General features: G+C 69.6%; 15 protein-coding genes. 9 read left to right on the top strand and 6 right to left on the bottom strand.

Features of this window, described 5'->3' with window-relative positions; genetic code table 11:
* Positions 1–119 precede the first annotated feature (119 nt).
* From murJ to ACAM49_RS00065, 3 genes are all read right to left on the bottom strand, one after another.
* Positions 120–3,935: a murein biosynthesis integral membrane protein MurJ gene (murJ, locus tag ACAM49_RS00075; protein ID WP_369633466.1), complete on the bottom strand. Its 3,816-nt coding sequence runs from the start codon at positions 3,933–3,935 to the stop codon at positions 120–122.
* A 548-nt stretch (positions 3,936–4,483) separates the two neighbouring features.
* The gene (locus tag ACAM49_RS00070; RefSeq protein ID WP_369633367.1) at positions 4,484–7,009 is read right to left on the bottom strand and encodes a DUF6049 family protein; all 2,526 of its coding nucleotides are present in this window, start codon (positions 7,007–7,009) and stop codon (positions 4,484–4,486) included.
* Positions 7,006–7,560 (bottom strand): NUDIX hydrolase, encoded by a 555-nt coding sequence (locus tag ACAM49_RS00065; protein WP_040814463.1) that lies wholly within the window; start codon positions 7,558–7,560, stop codon positions 7,006–7,008. Before ACAM49_RS00065 ends, ACAM49_RS00070 begins: the two co-directional genes overlap by 4 nt.
* A 173-nt stretch (positions 7,561–7,733) precedes the next feature.
* On the opposite strand from ACAM49_RS00065, the gene ACAM49_RS00060 reads away from it, so the two are divergent.
* Complete coding sequence (locus tag ACAM49_RS00060; protein WP_369633366.1) at positions 7,734–9,200, top strand: CCA tRNA nucleotidyltransferase; 1,467 nt, start codon at positions 7,734–7,736, stop codon at positions 9,198–9,200.
* Between the two features lie 18 nt (positions 9,201–9,218).
* Here the strand turns inward: ACAM49_RS00060 and ACAM49_RS00055 are convergent, their stop codons facing one another.
* Complete coding sequence (locus tag ACAM49_RS00055; protein ID WP_369633365.1) at positions 9,219–10,046, bottom strand: hypothetical protein; 828 nt, start codon at positions 10,044–10,046, stop codon at positions 9,219–9,221.
* Positions 10,047–10,186: 140 nt separating this feature from the next.
* Here ACAM49_RS00055 and ACAM49_RS00050 point away from each other — a divergent pair, with 140 nt between their 5' ends.
* From ACAM49_RS00050 to ACAM49_RS00030, 5 genes are read left to right on the top strand one after another with little or no spacing between them, the layout of a single operon-like run.
* The gene (locus tag ACAM49_RS00050) at positions 10,187–10,600 is read left to right on the top strand and encodes a molybdopterin-binding protein (protein ID WP_369633364.1); all 414 of its coding nucleotides are present in this window, start codon (positions 10,187–10,189) and stop codon (positions 10,598–10,600) included.
* 14 nt (positions 10,601–10,614) lie between these two features.
* Entirely contained in the window at positions 10,615–11,367 is a 753-nt protein-coding gene (gene modA / locus ACAM49_RS00045; RefSeq protein WP_369633363.1) for a molybdate ABC transporter substrate-binding protein, read from the top strand.
* Complete coding sequence (locus ACAM49_RS00040) at positions 11,364–12,164, top strand: ABC transporter permease (RefSeq protein ID WP_369633362.1); 801 nt, start codon at positions 11,364–11,366, stop codon at positions 12,162–12,164. The genes modA and ACAM49_RS00040 overlap by 4 nt, the downstream gene beginning before the upstream one ends.
* Before the next feature lie 10 nt (positions 12,165–12,174).
* Positions 12,175–13,794 carry a DUF885 domain-containing protein gene (locus ACAM49_RS00035; RefSeq protein WP_369633361.1) on the top strand — a complete coding sequence of 540 codons (1,620 nt, stop codon included), beginning with the start codon at positions 12,175–12,177 and terminating at the stop codon, positions 13,792–13,794.
* Entirely contained in the window at positions 13,787–14,944 is a 1,158-nt protein-coding gene (locus ACAM49_RS00030) for a sulfate/molybdate ABC transporter ATP-binding protein (protein WP_369633360.1), read from the top strand. The genes ACAM49_RS00035 and ACAM49_RS00030 overlap by 8 nt, the downstream gene beginning before the upstream one ends.
* Before the next feature lie 17 nt (positions 14,945–14,961).
* Here the strand turns inward: ACAM49_RS00030 and ACAM49_RS00025 are convergent, their stop codons facing one another.
* Positions 14,962–15,873 (bottom strand): NAD-dependent epimerase/dehydratase family protein, encoded by a 912-nt coding sequence (locus ACAM49_RS00025; protein WP_369633359.1) that lies wholly within the window; start codon positions 15,871–15,873, stop codon positions 14,962–14,964.
* A gap of 130 nt (positions 15,874–16,003) precedes the next feature.
* Here ACAM49_RS00025 and ACAM49_RS00020 point away from each other — a divergent pair, with 130 nt between their 5' ends.
* Genes ACAM49_RS00020 through ACAM49_RS00010 form a run of 3 tightly spaced genes read left to right on the top strand, consistent with a single transcriptional unit; the run spans position 16,004 to position 18,372 of the window.
* Positions 16,004–16,756, top strand: a complete 753-nt coding sequence (locus tag ACAM49_RS00020; protein ID WP_369633358.1) for a LamB/YcsF family protein — start codon at positions 16,004–16,006, stop codon at positions 16,754–16,756.
* Between the two features lie 15 nt (positions 16,757–16,771).
* Positions 16,772–17,491 carry an allophanate hydrolase subunit 1 gene (locus ACAM49_RS00015; RefSeq protein ID WP_369633357.1) on the top strand — a complete coding sequence of 240 codons (720 nt, stop codon included), beginning with the start codon at positions 16,772–16,774 and terminating at the stop codon, positions 17,489–17,491.
* Entirely contained in the window at positions 17,488–18,372 is an 885-nt protein-coding gene (locus tag ACAM49_RS00010; protein WP_369633356.1) for a biotin-dependent carboxyltransferase family protein, read from the top strand. Before ACAM49_RS00015 ends, ACAM49_RS00010 begins: the two co-directional genes overlap by 4 nt.
* 7 nt (positions 18,373–18,379) lie before the next feature.
* On the opposite strand, the gene ACAM49_RS00005 is transcribed toward ACAM49_RS00010, so the two are convergent.
* The coding region (locus ACAM49_RS00005; protein WP_369633355.1) for a DUF4185 domain-containing protein at positions 18,380–19,528 on the bottom strand (1,149 nt) is incomplete at its 5' end.

Raw genomic sequence — 19,528 nt, 5'->3', positions numbered from 1 at the left:
GCGGGCTGTTCGGGCGAATCGGACGGATGAGAACCGTCGGAATGTGCGGGCCGGGTGCGGTCACCGACCGGTGTCGAACTGGGTGTCCCCCGGTGGAGCGGGTCGAGCCGAGCGTGGAATTACGGCGCCGATTCGAAGCGGACTTCGGCGATCGACGACTGGAACTGTCCCCCGTTGTTGGCGAGCTGGGTGATCCAGATGAGCACGTACCGGGCGGGCTGGTCGGCCCGCACCGGGATCTCGGTGGTGCCGTCGCCGAGCATGGCCGACCCGATCAGCTGGGTCTGGTCCAGGGTCGGCGACGCGGTCGGCGAGGTGCGGATCTCGACCTGCGTTCCGGACGCGGGCGATTCGATGATCACCTTGGTCAGCTTGCTGGGGCTGCCCAGGGTGCTCAGCACGCCCACGCCCTTCTTCAGGGCCGGGAACTGCTGGAAGTAGGCGTCGGTGCGCCAGGTGGTGGCCGGATTGTTGTCCAGCACCGCCCCGACGCTGCCGACATTGTCCGGGGTGCCCTCCGGGGAGAACACCGTGGCGCCGGTGACCGGCACCGGCACCCCGCCCGTGGCCGGGGCGCCGGCCGGGGTCTGGGACGAGCCGGGGCCGGGCGGCGGGGTCGCGGACGTGGTGAGGCCGATATTGCGCTGTTCGTTGAGCGGCGCGTTGGAGGAGCCGGGCGCGAACACGCTCAGTAGCCACCAGATGATGACGCCGACCACCAGCGCGGCCAGCACACCCAGCCCGACCAGGATCCACATCATCCGCTGTGAGCGTTCCTTCTCGGCGGCGAGCAGTTCCGGATCGGCGAGGGTCTCGTCGGGCGCGCTCGGCGGCTTCTGACCCAGCCGCAGCACCGGGATGAAATCGGTCTTCTGATCGACCACCGACGCCTGCTCCAGCACGTGCTGGACGGTGGCGGCGGTGCGCACGCCCTTGTTGGACTCCAGCGACCGCACCGCGACCGCGGAGATCTCGAAGGGCACCTCGGGCCGAATCGTCCTGGGCTCCACCGGGGTTCCGTCCGGCCCGAAATCGGCCAGCGGCAGCCCGCCGACGGTGATCGCGGTGCCGGAGATGCCACCGGGCCGAATCGGCCAGTGCGCGGTGATGAGCGCGTAGAGCATGGCGCCGAGGCCGCGCACATCGGACTGGGCGTCCGAGTCCGACAGCGTGCCGGGGAAGGCCAGCACGGCATCACCCGAGGCGCTGATCCGCACCCGGTCCGGATGGTCGATGGACAGCGAACCGCCGCCGCGGTGGGCCATTTCGGCCGCCGCCGCCAGCGCCCGCACCGCGCGCGCCGCGCCGATGGGCGAGGGCACCGTGTCGGCCATCTCCTTGAGCGAGCGGCCGGGCGTCCATTCGGCCACCACGATGCCGCCGGAGGAGCCGCGCACCACGTCCAGCACCCGGGCCAGGCCGGGCGAGTTGATCCGGCCCAGTCTCAGGGTGCGGGACAGAATGGCCTGCGGCCCATCGTGTCCGGAGTTGTCGGTGGCCTGCTGATCGGCGTCGACGAAGGTGAGGGCGACCTCGCGGTCCAGCTTCACGTCGAGGGCCTGCCAGAACTTGAGTCCGCGCGCGCCGCCGTGGCTGGCCAGCAGCCGGTACCGGCCGCCCGCCACGGACGCGCCGGGCAGCAGCTTGGGGCCGCGCTGGATGCGCTTGCTCGGCGATTCCACCCGCATGGGCGGCATCATCGGCGAGACGGCCTCGTACACACCGGTTTCGGGACCCGGGTGGTCCTCTTCCTCCGGTAGGTTCTCGGGTTCCGCCCGATCGCCGCTGCCGCCGGAGCGGGCTGCGGATTCCGCACGGCCACCGGATTTTCCGCCGGACTCGCCGGGCGGAGGGGTGTCCGTGGAGAGCCCGCCGCCCGCGGCCGATGCGGATTCGGCGGCCGGGACACTGCCCGCCGCGTCGTCGCTCACCCTCGTTCCTCCTTCGCCGTGGTGTGTCGAAGACCGATGTGCAGGAGCCGGAACCGCCGCGTCGGCATCCGATGTCATGCGGAAACCACTCTCCTGTTTGCCGCGGGGACCGTCCGCGGGCATGCCGGATCGGGCAGTTGCGTTTGCCTGCGGAACAGGGTACGGGAACTCGCCCGTCCCGGTGATGTCAACCGCATCGGGCCGGATGACGGGCAGCACCATTGTCTGCGCGTCGAGGTACGGGTCGAAGCGGTAGTAGTACGGCGCGGCGCGCAGATCCGGCTTGGGCAGCAGGGTGGTCTCGTGGATGTCCTCGAGCGGCGTGCCGTCGAGATCGAGATCCGGTGCGGGCGGCGTGAAGCCGAGCCGGCGCGAGACGGCGACGGTGATAGCCACGATCTCGGGGATACCGAGCAGTCGCATCAGGCCGAAGGCCACGCCGAACATGACGATGGCGGTGAGTGCGACCCGAATGATCGAGCCGATGCCGCCGAAGGATTCCGACAGCCGGTTCAGGCCGATGACCTTGTCCACGATGAGCATTACCGCGCCGCCCGCCGCCGAGGCCAGCACCACCCGGCTGATGGTGCGCTCGACATTGGTCATGCGGAGATCGCCGAGGCTGCGGTGCAGCAGCCAGCCGCCGATGAGGGCACCGGCCGCGAAGCCGAGGCCGTTGGCCGCGCCGAGCGCGACGACCACCATGTCATCGGAGAAGAACATCGGCGCCATTACCGACAGCACGATCTTCACACCGGTGATGCCGAGGATGATCCAGGTCGGTGTCCAGGCCTGTTCACGCGCGTAGAACACGCGCAGGTGAATCAGCACCAGCGCGTAGGGAATCAGGGTGAACGCCGACCACGAAACGGCCTCGCCGAGCCGGTGCGCGTCATGCGCGCCGAATCGGCCGTACGACAGCAGCGCGGTGCCGATCTGCGGTCCCGCCAGCGTCATGAAGGTGACGATGGGGATCAGCGCGATCATCGTGAGCCGGGTGGCGGTGCCGAGATCGTCCACCACCGCGGGCGTGTCGTCGGCGGCGGCATTGCGCGAGAGCCGCGGCATGATCGCGGTCAGCAGCGTCACGCCGAGCACGCCCCACGGCAATTGCAGCAGCAGCCAGGCGAATTGGTAGATGGCGGGACCGGCGGTGTCCACGCCGGACAGTACGCGGGTGCTGACCATCCAGCCGATCTGACTGATCAGCACGTAGAGGATGATGGCCGCGCCCATGGTGCCGAACTGTTTGAGCCGCGCGTCGACTCCCCACAGCGGTCGCAGATCGATGCCCTCGCGCCGGATGGCCGGCAGCAGGTTCGCGACCTGGACGACGACGCCGAAGGTGACGCCGATGCCGAGCAGGAGCAGTTTCGGCTCCCCCATCCGGACCGGGTCGAGGGTGATCTCACCGGGCAGCAGCCAGTAGACGATGAGCACGGCCAGCACCACGAGGTTGTTCAGAACAGGTCCCCACGCACCGGGTTTGAACACCTGATGGGTATTGAGGATCGCCATCAGCAGTGCCGACATGCCGTAGAGCAGGATGGCGGGCAGCAGCAGATAGGTGAGTGCGGTGGTGAGCGGCGAGTTCACCTTGCCGTCGTCGGGTACCAGCAGGCTGGTCAGCAGGGGCGCGGAGACGAGGGCGATGACGGTGCCGATGCCGAGGACCGTGAACGCGGCCGTGCACAGCCGTCGGACGAAGGCCGCACCGCCGTCCGCGTCCTCTTTTTCGGCGCGCACCAGGGTGGGCACGACGATCGCGGTGAGGACCGCGCCGAGCAGCAGCTCGGAGATCATGGCGGGCAGGGTGCTGGCGACCGTGAAGGCCGAGGCGATGGCCGGACCGAGCACGGTCAGCAGCAGCAGCTGCTTGCCGAAGCCGGTGACACGACTGAGCAGGGTGGCGATGGCCATCGACCCGGAGTCGCGGACCAGCTTGGCGTTCGAGTTGTCCGGCTTCTCAACGACTTCCGCGGTCGCCGCGGGCCGGCGCGGCATGACCTGCCGCTGGGTTCCGCTCGGCGGTCCCGGTCGCGGATTCGACATCGGCGGCGTCGGGTAGCGCTGGGGGCCGGGGCCGGGCGGGCGATTGCCCTCGCCGCCCTGGTGTCCCCAGTGGTAGCGCTCCTCGGGCGGAATGCGTCCTGCCGCGGGATCGGGTCGTCGTGCCGGTTGCGGCTGCGGCGGCTGTTGCCGGGGCCGGTGCATGATGGGCCCGGATTCGGGTCCGGGCGGCACCTGCCGTTGCGGACCGGACGGTTGACCCGGATAGGGACGGCCCGGATTCCCTTGCGGATTACCGGGAACCGCGCGTTGCTGGCCCGAGGGCGGATACTGCTGACCCGGTACCCGGGGCTGCTGTCCGGAGGGCGGGTACTGCTGACCTGGCACCCGGGGCTGCTGCCCCGAGGCGGGTCCCTGCGGTCGGCGCGGCACACCGCGTTCGCCGGGTACACCGCGTTCCCACGGGGCCGAGGGCGCGCGCCGGGGCGGCGGCCCGTCCGGTCCCTCGGGTCGGCCGGATGAGCGCGGCCCGCCGTACTCGCTCACCGTGCCTCCTGTCGTTTCAACTCCCGCTTACGCGCGCGCCTGCTCTGCCGTGTGCTCGGGTCGAACCCCTCGTCGGCCGGGTCGGACTGGCCGCGGAAGCGGTGCCACAGTCGGCGGCCGACCAGCAGGAGCAGCAGTGCGCACGCGCACGCAGTAATTATTGCCAACACCTGACCGTAGGCGTTGGATCGCACCGATACCGACACCGCATTGCCGAGCGGCACGCCGTCGGGTGTGGTAAGTCCGATGGGAATGACCAGGTTTCGACTGTCGGAAACCTCGGTGGGGATCTGGAAGGACCGATTTCCCTTGGCGGGCAGCTGCTGTTCGCCGATATCAGTGATGTTCGTCTCGGCCGGGGCGTCGATCTTGAAGCGCACCCGGATGGCCACCGGCAGGTCGTTGCGGGCCACCAGCAGCAGCGGGCTCTGTTCCGAGGCGAGGGTGTAGACGCCGCCCGGCGGCAGCACGGTCACCGATCCGAACAGGTTGTCCATGGTCTTGGTGGTCTGGTCCAGGCGGCGCTGGGCATTGGTGTCCGCGGCGGAGGCGCCGGCCCGGCGGTCGGACAGGGTCAGCACCCGGATCAGGTCGTCGCGCAGCGGCGTGAGGAAGTCGTGCGGGCTGAGTTCCTGCTGCGGCACGTCGACCAGCGCGCTCATCAGCTCGGTGATGCGCTGGGCCTGCTGGTGCACGGGTTCGGTGAAGTGCGCGGGCACCGCCTCGTCGGCGGCGGCGCTGAGGTAGTCGAGTCCGTAGGGCTGTGGATCCGGCTGCTGCGCAAGCAGTTCGGTGAAGGGCCGCGGGGTCGCGAGATTGTTCTTCAGCAGCAGGTCCAGCTGTCCGAGCACGGCGGAGGCCTCGTCGCGGTTGGCGCCCCACTGCTGCGGCGGCACCAGCAGCGCCGAACGCGGCCGCCCCGGTTGCGGATTGAGCGAGGTCCAGGCGATGGCACCCAGCGCGTCCTGCAGCCGGGCGGCGCGGGAGTCGTTGGTGACGTCGTAGCGGACCTTGTCCGGGGTGAAAGGCGGTGTCGGCGGATTGGATCCGATGGCGGCCAGCGCGGTCGCGGCCCAGATGTCGAAGGTGACGCCGCGCAGGTCGGCGGGCACCGGCGGCGGCGTCGCACCGGCGGCGGGCGGCAGGGTCACGTCGGCCAGGTTCACCACATCGGGTGTTCCGGCTTCGGCGGTGGTCGCGCCCGGCGCTGCGGGTGCCTTGGTGGAGGTGAGGTTGGCGCGTCCCTCGCCGGTCGTGACCGCGCTGTCGGCGAGCACCGCGCTGGTGTATCCGTGATGCGCGAACAGCGTGGCGCCCTCGGTGTCCACGGTGCCCGCGTCCGGAACGGCCACGCCGCGCAGCGATTTCACCGAGAGCAGCTCGTCGACGCGATCAGCGGACGCGTTGAGCGCCCGGTCGGCGAGGGTGACGTCCCCGACGGCGGCCAGCGCGTTCGGGTCGACCTGCGCGAACGGCAGTGCCACCACGCACATTCCGTGCGCGAGCGCCTTCAGCCGTTCCAGCCAGGCCTTGGCGGCGTGGGTCCCCGTGCCGGTCCGGGTGGGTCCCTCCGGATCCGAGGGGCTGGCCAGCACCAGGTAGTCCCTGGTCATATCCGACACGGTGTTGAGCAGGTCCGGATCCACGGCCAGGCAGATGGCGTTGATCAGTGTGCGGTCGCGGCCGCTGTCGGGTTTGACGGTGCTCTCCAGCGCCGACAGCAATTGATCGAGCCGTCCGCCCTGGGCCAGTGACGCGGCCAGGTCGTCGTCGGTGAGCAGTGCCGGTCCGTCCGGTGAGCCGGGCCGCCCGGCCACCAGGCGGGGGCGGTCGGCGAGCGGCCACAGCATGGTGGTGGCCACCGGCGGCGCGTCGGCGGCGGGCAGCGCGGTCGAGGAGGATTGGGCGGCGGCGGGTTTGGCGTCGGCGCCGCCGGGCACGCCGAGCACCGGCAGCAGGAAGCGGGCGTCGTCGAGGCGGGCCTGGCCGCCGTAGGCGGGCTGCCCGTTCACATTGAGCAGCAGCGGGTACACGCCCGGCGCGGTGATGTCGACCGACGAGATCCCGCTGGGCAGTTCGGTTCCCGCGCGCAGGGCGACGGTCAGGCTGAACTGCTTGCGCTGCCCGGGCGTCAATCGCTCTGCGACATCCTGGAATTCGCCGTTGACGTCGTAGTTGATCTGGTCCAGCCGCAGCGCGGAGCGCAGCCCGCTGGGGCTGGTGACCGCCGCGCCGCGCTGAATGCGCACGCTGACGTCGTCCACCGGCCGATCGCCGATATTGGTGACGGTCCCCGACACCACGAAGTAGGGGTCGCTGGTGGCGGTGACGGCGGTGGGCGTGACCGAATCCAGCGACAGTTTCAGGAATTTCGGCCCGCTGGACTGTCCGTTCCCGCTGCCGGTGGGTTCGGCGGCGGCAATGGGCGTGCCGATTCCGGGTCCGAGCCCCAGTGTCGTGAGCACCGCCAGCATTACCGCGACGAGTGAAAGCAGCGTGCGCTGCGATCCCGCACGCGTCATTGTCTGCCGTTCTCCATCCGGTCGATCAGCCGGTTGGCTACTTCGGCCAGCCTGCGTTCGTCAGCGTAGGCCAGCCGGGAGTCCAGTTCGCTCAAGGGAACCCAGGCCACCTTGGTGACCTCGACGTCGGCATCGGAGAGTTCACCGCCGAGCGAGCGCATCAGATAGTGGTGCACGGTCTTGTGTACCCGTCGGCCCTCGGTGACGAACCAGTAGTCGATGCTGCCGAGTTCGGCGACCACGGTGCCGTGGATGCCGGTCTCCTCCTGCACCTCGCGAATCGCGGTCTGCTCGGCGGTCTCGCCCTCTTCGATATGCCCCTTGGGCAGCGACCAGAGCAGGCGTCCGCGCCGGTCGGTCCGGCCGATGAGGGCGGCGCAGCGCTTTTCGCTGGGGCCGTCGAGCCCGTCCACCACGAGGCCGCCCGCGGAGGTCTCGCGGACGGTGCGCATGCGCGGTTTCGCCGCGCCGGTGGATTTGGCCGCATTACCGCCCGAACCGCGCCGCCGAGGCTGGCGGCGTCGACTGTTCGCGCGATCGGCCGGGGACACTGCGCCAGTCTATAGGTGATGACCGCTACGCCCGCCCCACCGCGGTGCCTCCCATATATACGGAGCTCTCGCAGCAGGTAGACGCCGGTCACGGGGCGGCACGCCGGGTCCCGGCCGCGGGTGGCCGGATGCTTTTCGGGGATCGGACACCCGAGCGACTAAGCTCCGTCCTCGTGGTTTCGCCGAAGTCCGAGGAAGCAGCCGTGGAGGATCGTCGTACTCGCCTGCTGGCGGCGGCGGCGATAACTCTGGGTCGGCTCTCGGATGTGCTGACCCCGTTGGGCGAACTGTTCGCCCAGCACAATCACCAGCTGTACCTGGTCGGCGGCAGCGTGCGCGACGCGGTGCTGGGCCGGCTCGGCACCGATCTGGACTTCACCACCGATGCCCGCCCCGAGGTCGTGCAGGAGATGATGCGCGGCTGGGCCGACAATCTCTGGGACACCGGCGGCCTGGCCTTCGGCACGGTCAGCGCGTCCAAGGCCGGGCAGCAGCTGGAGATCACCACCTTCCGCAGTGACTCCTACGACCGGGTCTCGCGCAATCCGGAGGTGACCTTCGGCGACACCCTCGAGGGTGATCTGGTGCGCCGCGACTTCCGGGTGAACGCCATGGCGGTGCGCATCGGCGAACTGGGCGAGCTGGAATTCGTGGATCCGCTGGGCGGGATCGAGGACCTGCTGGCCGGGGTGCTGGATACGCCTGCGCTGCCGCAGGATTCGTTCCGCGACGATCCGCTGCGCATGCTGCGCGCCGCACGCTTCGTCTCGCAGCTGGGTTTCGAGCTGGCCCCGCGGGTGCGGGCGGCCATTGTCGAGATGGCCCCGGAGATCGATCGCATCACCGCGGAGCGGGTGCACGCCGAGCTGGACAAGCTGATCGGCGGCGAATACCCGACCGACGGCATCGACATCATGGTCGAGACCGGCCTGGCCGAGCGGGTGCTGCCCGAGGTGCCGGCCATGCAGCTGGAGATCGACGAGCACCACCAGCACAAGGACGTCTACCAGCATTCGCTGACCGTGCTGCGCCAGGCCATCGACCAGGAGCAGGGCGATCCGGATCTGGTGCTGCGCTGGGCCGCGCTGCTGCACGACATCGGCAAGCCGCCCACCAAGCGCAATGAGCCCGGCGGCGGCGTGAGCTTCCACCACCACGAGGTGGTGGGCGCGAAGATGGTGCGAAAGCGGCTGCGCGCCTTGAAGTATCCCAAGCAGTTCACCGAGGACGTGGCGCGGCTGGTGTACCTGCACCTGCGCTTCCACGGCTACGGCAAGGGCCAGTGGACCGATTCGGCGGTGCGCCGCTACGTGACCGACGCCGGCGAGCTGCTCCCCCGCCTGCACAAGCTGGTCCGCGCCGACTGCACCACCCGCAACAAGCGCCGGGCCGCGCTGCTGCGTTCGACCTACGACGATCTGGAGGTCCGGATCGCGCGGCTGGCCGAGCAGGAGGATCTGGCGCGGGTGCGCCCGGATCTGGACGGCAACGCCATCATGGAACTGCTCGGCCTGCAGCCGGGTCCGGATGTCGGCAAGGCGTGGCGCTTCCTGAAGGAGCTGCGCCTGGATCGGGGACCGATGAGCCGCGACGAGGCCGAGGCCGCCCTGCTCGAGTGGTGGCCGACCCAGAAGTCCTAGTCCCGCAGGGGTTCCCGTTCAGAACACGATGAGTGTGGTCCCGGCGACGATCGCCGAGCGGATCTGCGCCAGATCGAACGATCCGGTGATGGCGGGCAGGTCCGCGGCGAAGATGACGTGATCGCCGACGCGCTGTGCCCGCTTGATCCGTGCCTCACTGGGCAAGCCGGTCAAGGGAATCGGATTCAAGGTCGTGAATCGCTTGGGCGCGCGCACTTTTCGCCAATGTGCCTGATGCACGGTGATGGACAGGACATTGTCGGTGACCTCGGCCTCGGCGAGCGCCTTGATCCGGCGGCGGCGATGCCTGGCCAGGATCAGCCCGTCGGGAGCGGGTGCCAGCTCCCAGTCGGGCTGCCAGCCGTTGATCCAATCCAATAGCGCCGCAAGCGATATCACGCCATTGAGGTCGAGCTGTGAGGTCCGCACCTTGGTGGGCACGCCGGGCACCAGCCGCACCCCGTGCGCGATGACGGTCAATTCCTCGATGGGATGCCGGTTCCAGTGCAGTCCGGTGAGCACGGTCTTGGTCTGGAAATGCGCCCCGCGCCTGCGCACCTTGAGCGTGTGCAGGGTGGCCCGCAGATCGTGGCCGAGCAGGGTGGCGCTGACCTCCCGCCCCCCGAACTGGCTGAGGATCCCCTCCGAGAGCAGCGTCATCAGGACATCGGGCATCAGCGCGGTGACCGTCCCGGCGCCGAAGTCGGCGGCCGGCTCGAGCCAGGCGGTCGTGAAGCTCGTCCACTGATCCAGCCAGCTCTGGTCGAACAAGCGTCTTCCGAGATCCATCCCCAGGTCCACCGCGCGCAGAGGCGACCAGGCCTTCGGATCGAAATACGTGGCCATGATTGCTTCGAGCGTACCGGCGGGCGATGGGGGTGTGGGTGTCGGAAGCGTGAACAGGAACACCGATTCCTGTCGCTTGATCCGTATCTACGGATATATACGATTAGTAGTTCCGCATCTGCGGACATATCCTTCCCTATATGCCCGAAATTCGGATTCGCGATGCCGCCCAGCTGCTGGGCGTCAGCGATGACACCGTGCGCCGCTGGATCGACAGTGGAACGTTGTCGGCCCGCAAGGACGAATCCGGTCGCCTGGTGGTGGATGGCAAGCAGCTCGCGGAATTGGCCGTCGAGCAGGCCCGCACTCCGCAGACCCGGATGGGCAGTGCCAGTTCGGCACGCAATCGGTTTCCGGGACTGGTCACCAGGGTGGTGGCCGATACCGTGATGGCACAGGTGGAGATGCAATGCGGACCGTTCACAGTCGTTTCGTTGATGAGCAGCGAGTCGGTTCGCGAGCTGGGCTTGCAGCCGGGGAGCGTGGCGTGGGCGAGCGTCAAGGCCACCACGGTGGTCGTGGAGACGGCCGCCGAGGCCGGTGGCACGGCCTAGTTTCGAAGTCCGGTGTGGCGCTGGCCGCGACCGCGGTGCTCGGCGCGGGCCTGCTGTCGGGCTGTGGCTCCGACTCCTCGACCGGCAGTGACACCAAGACCATCACGGTCTTCGCCGCCGCCTCGCTCAAGCAGGTCTTCACTCAGCTCGGCACCCAGTACGAGGCCGCGCACCCCGGCACCAAGGTGACCTTCTCCTTCGCCGGTTCCTCGGATCTGGTGGCGCAGTTGAACAATGGCGCGCCCGCGGATGTCTTCGCTTCGGCCGACCAGAACAATATGGACAAGGCGGTGAAGGGCGGCCGGATCACCGACAAGCCGCAGACCTTCGCCACCAATACCCTGACCATCGTGACGCCGCCGGGCAATCCGGCGCACATCAACTCGCTCGCGGACCTGTCGCAGTCCGGCCTGCGTCTGGTGGTGTGCGCGCCGCAGGTGCCCTGCGGTTCGGCCACCAAGAAGGTGACCACCGATGCGGGCGTGGCGATTTCGCCGGTCAGCGAGGAGTCCTCGGTGACCGACGTGCTCGCCAAGGTGACCTCCGGTCAGGCCGATGCCGGACTGGTCTATGTCACCGACGCGACCGGGGCGGGCAGCAAGGTGCAGACCGTGAACTTCCCGGAATCGGCCAAGGCCGTCAACACCTATCCGATTGCCACCGTGGCGGATTCGAAGAACGCCGCCGCGGCCAAGGACTTCGTCACGCTGGTCACCGGTCCGGAGGGCCAGCAGGCGTTGCAGCAGGCGGGTTTCGGCAAGCCATGATCAAACCCCCGGTCTGGCTACTGCTTCCGGCGGCCATCGGCTTCGTGCTGGTGGCCGGTCCGCTGGTGGCGCTGACCGGGGCGGTGGACTGGTCGCACTTCTTCGGCCTGATCACCTCCGAATCCTCGCGCGTGGCACTGGAGTTGAGCCTGCGCACCTCGCTCGCCGCCGCCGTGCTGTGCGTGCTGCTGGGTGTGCCGATGGCGGCGGTGCTCGCCCGCTTCGACTGGCGGCTGATGCCGGTGCTGCGCGCACTGGTGTTGCTGCCCTTGGTCTTACCGCCGGTGGTCGGCGGCCTGGCCCTGCTGTACCTGTTCGGCCGCCACGGCCTGGTGGGCCGGGAGCTGGAGTCGATGGGCATTCGCATCGCGTTCAGCACGACGGCCGTGGTGCTGGCGCAGACCTTCGTGGCGCTCCCCTTCCTGGTGATAACCCTGGAGGGTGCGATGCGGACCGCGGGCGACCGCTACGAGCGGATCGCCGCGACGCTGGGCGCGCGCCCGTCCATCGTGTGGTGGCGGGTGACCCTGCCGCTGCTGCGCCCGGCCCTGATCTCGGGCACGATCCTGGCCTTCGCGCGGGCGCTGGGCGAATTCGGCGCGACCCTGACCTTCGCGGGCAGCCTGCAGGGCAGGACCCGCACCCTGCCGCTGGAGATCTATCTGCAGCGTGAATCCGATCCCGATGCCGCCGTGGCGCTTTCGCTGCTGCTGGTGCTGGTGGCGGCGGTGATCGTGCTGGTGGCCTACCGCCGTCCGGGTCTCGCCGCGGACCGAGCGCCCGCGGGTGCGAGCTAGCGTGGCTGGCATGTCGTCGATTTTCGTGCCCCGCGCGCAGCGCATCGTCGATGCGCTGCTGACCGCCGATCCGCACCTGGCCGCCTCGGTCGGTGATCACCGTGCCGACGATCGGCTCCCCGACTTCTCCCGGGCCGCGGTGCGCGGCCGGGTCGCCATGCTGCGGGAGGCCTCGCACGCGCTGGCCGAGATCGACGACGAGGATCTGGGTGCCGAGGACCGGGTCGATCTGGCGCTGCTGCAGCAGCGGGTCGACGGCATGCTCTTCGAGCTCTCCGATACCCGCGAGCACGAGTGGAATCCCCTGCTGCACAATCCCGGACCGCTGCTCTATCACCTGCTGGCGCGCCCGTTCGCACCCGCCGAGGTGCGGCTGGAGGCGCTGCGCGCCCGGCTCACGGCGCTGCCAGACGCGCTGGCCACGGCGCGCTCGGTGCTCGCCGATTCACCCCGCGTGCACGTCGAGACCGCGATCGCGCAGTTCGGCGGGGTGGCCGCGCTGATCCGCGAGCAGGTCCCGGAACTGGCGGCCGAGGCGCCCGGCTTCGAGATCGAACCGGCCGCGGCCCAGGCCATCTCGGCGCTGGGCGAATTCACCGGTTGGCTCACCGAGCGGCTGGACGGCTCGGATCGCGACCCGCGCCTGGGTCGACGGCTGTGGGAGGCCAAGCTCTGGCACACCCTCGACACCAATCTGAGCTCGCGGGAGATCCTGGAGCGCGCCCACCAGCACCTCGAGCAGCTGACCGGCGAAATCCGCGCCGCCGCCGGGGAACTGCTGGGTGTCGCGAATCCGGACGACGAGACCGTGCGCAAGGCCATCGATCGCCTGTCGTCCGAGCATCCCGCCGATGACACCGTGGTGGCGGTCGCGGCGGACGCGCTGGCGGAGGCCACCGCCTTCGTCCGTGACCACGAGCTGGCGAGCCTGGTCGACGATCCGCTGGTGATCCAGGAGATGCCGGAGTTCGCGCGCGGTGTGGCGGTGGCCTACTGCGATCCGGTCGGTCCGCTCGAAACCGCCGAGCTGCCAACCTTCTTCGCCATCGCACCCACCCCCGCGGACTGGTCGCCCGACCGCGTGACCTCGTTCTACCGCGAATACAACAACCACATGATGCGCAATCTGATCGTGCACGAGGCCATGCCCGGCCACTATCTCCAGCTCGCGCGGGCCCGCCGCTTCCGCGGCTCCACCCCGATCCGCGCCCTGTGCTGGAGCGGCACCTTCATCGAGGGCTGGGCCGTGTACACCGAAAAGCTCATGGCGGACACCGGATTCGGCGGTCTCCCGGTGCGACTGCAGCAGCTGAAGTCCCACCTGCGCATGACCATCAACGCCATCCTCGACCAGTCGGTGCACTGCGAGGGCATGACGCGGGCCGACGCCATGCGGCTCATGCTGGACCGCGGCTTCCAGGAGGAGGGCGAGGCCGCGGGCAAATGGCGGCGCACCCTGCTCAGTTCCACCCAGCTCTCCACCTATTTCGTCGGCTATACCGAGGTGGCGGCGCTGGCCGCCGACCGCCCGACGGTCACCTCCCAGCGCGAATGGCACGACGCCATGCTCGACCACGGCTCCCCCGCCCCGCGTCACCTGCGCACCCTGCTGGGAGTCGACGATGGCTGAGCCGTCGAAACCGGCCGGGGGCCTGACGGTTTCGGCGCGGCTGGACGACCGGGATTTCCAGGTGGCCCTGGAGGTTCCGCCGGGTGAGGTGCTGGCGGTGCTCGGACCCAATGGCGCGGGCAAGTCCAGCCTGCTGGATGTGGTCGCGGGCCTGGTGGTTCCGGACCAGGGCGAGGTCCGGCTGGGCGACCGCGTGCTCACCGACACCGCGAAAGGCATTGCGGTGCCGCCGCATCAGCGGGCGGTGTCGCTGCTGGCGCAGGACGCGCTGCTGTTCCCGCATCTGTCGGTCGAAGCGAATGTGGCCTTCGGCCCGCGCAGCCGGGGCCTGCGCGGCAGTGCGGCGCTGACGCTGGCGCGCGAATGGCTGCGGGCCGTGGACGCCGGGGAATTCGCGAAGCGGTCGCCCGGATCGCTGTCCGGCGGTCAGGCGCAGCGGGTCGCCCTCGCCCGGGCGCTCGCGGTGCATCCGCAGGTCCTGCTGCTCGACGAACCCATGGCCGCACTGGATGTGACCGCCGCCCCCGCCATGCGCACCCTATTGCGGCGAGTCCTGCGGGACACCATCGGGGGCGCGGGTTCGGAACATCCCGTGGCCCTGCCGGATTCGCGTCCGACCTGCACCATTCTCATCACCCACGACATCATCGACGCCGTCACCCTGGCCGATCGGGTGGCCGTCATCGAATCCGGACGGGTCATCGAATCCGGTCCGGTGGCAACGGTTCTGGCCCGTCCGCGCAGCCGGTTCGCCGCGCGGATCGCGGGCGTGAACCTGATTCTGGGCACCGCGGCGAGCGGCGGCAGCGCCGGTCTGGGCGCGGTGGTGGAGGGAACGTCGGAGGTTTTCGGAAGGTCCGAGGGCGAGTGGCCGATCGGCGGCCGGGCGGCGGCGGTGTTCTCGCCGGTGGCCGTGGCGGTGCATGTGGAGCATCCGGAGGGCAGTCCCCGCAATGTGTTCCGGGTGCGGGTGTCCGAACTGGAGGATCGCGGCGGCCTGGTGCGGGTGCGCGCGCTGGACGGTCCGGGGGCGGCCGCGGGCCTGGCGGCGGATCTGACTCCCGCCGCCGTGGCCCAGCTCGGGCTGACCCCCGGAATGGATGTGTATTTCGCGGTGAAGGCGACCGAAGTGGACGTCTACCCCTATTGATCGGGTAGCCCCTGGATTCAGGCGGCGGCCAGCGCGCGCAGTCCGTCGGCGCAGGTCGGATACTGCGGCTTCCAGCCGAGTTCGGCCTTGGCCTTGGCATTCGAGACCAGCATGCTCGCCCGGGTCATCTCGTACAGGTACGACAGCGGCCGCAGCAGCAGACCCGGCACGGTGAACGGCCTGGGGGTGCCGAAGGTTTCGGCCACCAGCTGCACGTGCGCCCCGAATCCGAGCGGACCGTCGTCCACGATGTTGTAGGCCGCGCCGGGCACGCCGCCCTCGACGGCGGCCGCGACGGCGGTGCCCGCGTCGACGAGATTCACCCACGGCAGTACCCGTCCGTGGTCGTTGACGGCGGGCAGCTGCCGCTTGCGCAGCATGTCCACGATCGCCTCGGTGCCGCCCGGACCGTAGAAGCAGCCGTAGCGCAGCGAAATGCCTTCGATGCCGGGGGTATTCAGCATCAGGTCCTCTTTGACCCGCATGCCTTCCAGGTGCCGCGCGTCGGCTCCCTTGCCGCCGCGGCCGAATTCGTCGTATTCGGTGATGACGTGGTCGCCGAAGTCGCGGTAGCCGTAGCCGAAGACCATGGATTCGGCGATCATCCGCCGGGCGCCGACCAGTCCCGCGGCCTCCACCAGGTTCTCGGTGCCGGTGATGCGCAGGTCGTCGGTGGCGAACATGTCCCGGTGCCGCATGGGCGCCTTGCGCAGCGCGGTGGCCGCGTGCACCACGGTGTCGGCCCGCACCCCTTCGACCGCGCGCAGCAGTTGATCGCGGTTCATGAGGTCGGCGACGACATCGTTGCCCATGCCGCGGCCGAGCGAGAGCACGGTGTAGCCCTGCTGCCGCAGGGCCCGGGCGATGTGTCCGCCGAGGACTCCGCTCGCACCGGCCAGGAGGATCTGCTTGGTGTCATTCATGTCCATGGGACAAGGGGTGCCCCTGGAAAGTGACACCACACCTGTGTGAGCCATGACACAGTTTTGGGCGTGAGATTCTTGTCGCCGGATGCGGGTGCGCCCACAATCGGATCACGACGACAGCTGGAGGACGCATATGACGCTGGATCTGAACAGCGACCTCGGCGAGGGCTTCGGCGACTATGTGATGGCCGATGACGCCGCCATGCTGGACGTGGTCACCAGTGCGAACATCGCCTGCGGCTTCCATGCCGGGGATCCGGCCATCATGCGCCGCACCTGCGCGCTGGCCGTGGAGAAGGGCGTCCGCATCGGCGCGCATGTCGGCCATCGCGATCTGGCCGGATTCGGCCGCCGCGCCATCGCCGTCACCCCGGCCGATCTGCGCGACGAGACGCTGTATCAGATCGGCGCGCTGGAAGGCTTCGCCCGGGCCGCCGGCGACCGGGTGCGCTACGTGAAACCCCATGGCGCGCTGTATCACCAGGCCGCCGCCAACCGCGCGCTCGCCGATGCCATCGTCGCGGCCATGCGTGATTTCGGTACCGGCCTGACGCTGCTCGGCCCGGCCTCAACCGAACTCGAGCACGCCGCCGAAGCGGCCGGAATCTCCTTCATCGGTGAGGGTTTCGCGGATCGCGCCTACACGCCGGAGGGCTTGCTGGCCCCGCGCGGACTGCCGGGTTCGGTGCTCGACGCGGATGCGGCGGTGGCGCAGGCGCTGTCGATCGCCCGCGACGGCAAGGCCACCAGCGTGGAGGGCGGCACGGTGGCGGTGTCGGCGGCGAGCATCTGCGTGCACGGCGACACTCCGGCGGCGGTCGAGATGGCCCGCCGGATTCGCGCCGCGCTCGACGAATCCGGCACGCCCGTCCGGGCTTTCGCCTGAGCGGGGTGAGCGGCCATGACCGATCCCGAACTATCCGAAATCGCGGGCGAGATACGGGCGGCGGGTGACCGTGCGCTGCTGGTGATTCCGCCGCTGCGCGAAATGGTCGCGGATCTGGTGTCGGCCTTGCGTACCCGCCCGGCCGGGGTGGTGGATGTGCTGCCCGCCGCCGAAACCGTACTGGTCACCCTGACCTCACCCGCCGTCGCCGAGGACGTACGAAAACAGCTGCGGGCCTTGCTCGCTCACCTCGACGCGGCGGCGCGGGTCAGCGCGGGCGGTCGCGCACTGCCCGGGCGGCCGGATCGTGCCGAGCGCTCGACGGACGGCGATGATGTGGCGAGCGAACCCCTGGAAGTGCCGGTCCGCTACGACGGCGCGGATCTCGCCGAGGTGGCCCGCCTGCTTGGGCTGACCACCGACGAGGTGATCGCACAGCACACCGGCACCGTATGGCGTTGCGCCTTCGTGGGATTCGCGCCCGGCTTCGGCTATCTGGAATCCCCGGACGGCCGGTTGAGCGTGCCGCGCCGCACCCAGTCGCGGACCGCCATCCCGGCGGGCGCGGTGGCGCTGGCGGGTGGCTATTCGGCCGTCTACCCGCGCAGCAGTCCCGGCGGCTGGCAGTTGATCGGCACCACCGAACTACCGATGTGGCAGGTGGATCGGGATCCGCCCGCCCTGGTGCGGGCCGGTACCGAGGTTCGATTCGTAGATGTGGGGGCGCACTCATGAATTCGACTGAAATCTCCGAGCCCGGTTTACGGGTGGAGCGGGTGGGACCGCTTGCCACCATTCAGGATCTGGGCCGCCCGGGCTGGTTCGACTCCGGGGTGGGCACCGCCGGTGCGGCGGATCGCGCCTCGCTGCGGCTGGCCAATCGGCTGGTCGGGAATCCGGAGGGCGCGGCCGGTATCGAGGTGCTGCTGGGCGGCCTGGAGCTGCTGGCGCGGCGGCACGTGACGGTCGCCGTGACGGGCGCGTCGGCCCCCGTCACCGTCGACGACCGCCCGATGGGTCCGGCCAGCGTGCTGGAAATGGAAGAGGGGCAACGGCTTCGGATGGGGTACGCGGCCACCGGCCTGCGCACCTATGTGGCGGTGCGCGGCGGCATCGAGGTCGCGCCGGTGCTCGGCTCCCGTAGCCGCGACACCCTCTCGGGCATCGGCCCCGAACCCCTGCGATCCGGCGATCTGCTGCCGGTGGGGAAGCCGCCGCGCAGCTGGCCGATCGTGGATGTCGCGCCAGTTCCGGTACTGGGCAACGACCTGCTCACGGTGCGCGCCGTCCCGGGTCCGCGCGCCGACTGGTTCGCCGACGCCGCGGCGCTTTTCGCCGGTGAGTGGTCGGTGTCCTCGGACACCGATCGAATCGGCGCGCGCCTGGACCGGCGCAGCGGGCCGGATCTGCGGCGCAGCGTGAAGGGTGAATTGCCCACGGAGGGTATGGCATTGGGCTCGGTCCAGGTGCCGCCCAGCGGACAGCCGGTGGTGTTCCTCGCCGATCACCCCATCACCGGTGGTTATCCGGTGATCGCCGTGGTGGTGGACGCCGACGTCGACACTGTCGCGCAGGCCCGGCCGGGTCAGCCGCTCCGGTTCCGGAGGATCGAATAACTCTGCGTCACTTCAGCTTCGCGTGCATCAGATACACGTTGTAGCTGTTCCAGGCCGACATGGTGAAGTACAGATCATTCCCGGTCGACCACGGATGGATGTATCCGCCATAGGTCGACGGATAGTCGTCGGTGTCGACCAGGGTGACCGGATCGGTCCAGGTCCCTTGCGGTTCCGCGGCGGTGCGCAGCACGATGGCGTGCCGGTCCAGATCCAGATAGAGCATCTGCCACTGTCCGCTCGACTCGTCATAGCGCACCGACAGCTCCCCGGCCGTCCCGGAAACCAGTGGCGTGGCCAGCAATTCGTCGGGCCCGATGGCGGGCACCCAGGTGTTGTTGATCCAGTACTGATACGCCGATTTGTTGAGCACCTGATCCGACGCCACCCGCGCCAACCCGATGGTCCCGAATCGTCCGTTGGGCGTGCCGAACATGTAGACGTATCCGTCGTGCGGCGCCATGCCCATGACCTGGAACCGTCCGAGCCCGAAGAAGTTGTCCCAGCGCGCCCATTCGGATTTGGTCCAGGTGCTGCCGCCGTCGTCGGACCAGGCCAGCCCGCCCAGATTGGTCCACCACATACCGGGCTTGTGGCGGCTCCACCGGGCCACCGACATATAGGTGAGGTACTGCCGCCCCTCGAGCGCGAAGCCCGAGGTGGGGATGGTGGTGACCTCGAAGTTGTCGACCTTGCGGCTGCCCAGAATCTCGGCCGCGTGGCAGCGGCTGTCCTGGGCGAAGGTGTCCAGCTTCAGCCCCTGGGACAGATCGCGATTGCTGCTGAAGGCAATGGTGTTGCTGCGCCAGTCCTGGTCCCAGGTGCCCGCCGCGGGCGGCACCCAGCCCTTGCCGAAGGTGTCGCCGAACGCGACCGCGATCTGTCCGGGTTTGGTCTCCCACAGGATTCCGAGATCGGTGCCGTCCACCGACCAGCGCATATCCGTGCGATTGGTCGACCCGTGTCCGGTCACCTGATTCACCAGGTCCAGCGAGTCCAGCTCGCGCGGGGCCACGGGTGCGGCGACCGGCGCGGGTGCCGGCGGCTGCATGGCAGGGGTCGGCTGGGCCTGCGGTGGCTCGGGCTCGCCGCCGGGCATCGGAATCGGGACGGTCTCGGGGATCTGATCGAACTGCACCTTCGGCAACTGCGGCAG

It is taken from the genome of Nocardia sp. JMUB6875, from assembly GCF_041154655.1.
Classification (GTDB): Bacteria; Actinomycetota; Actinomycetes; order Mycobacteriales; family Mycobacteriaceae; genus Nocardia.
This window is presented reverse-complemented; position numbering and strand designations above follow the sequence as displayed.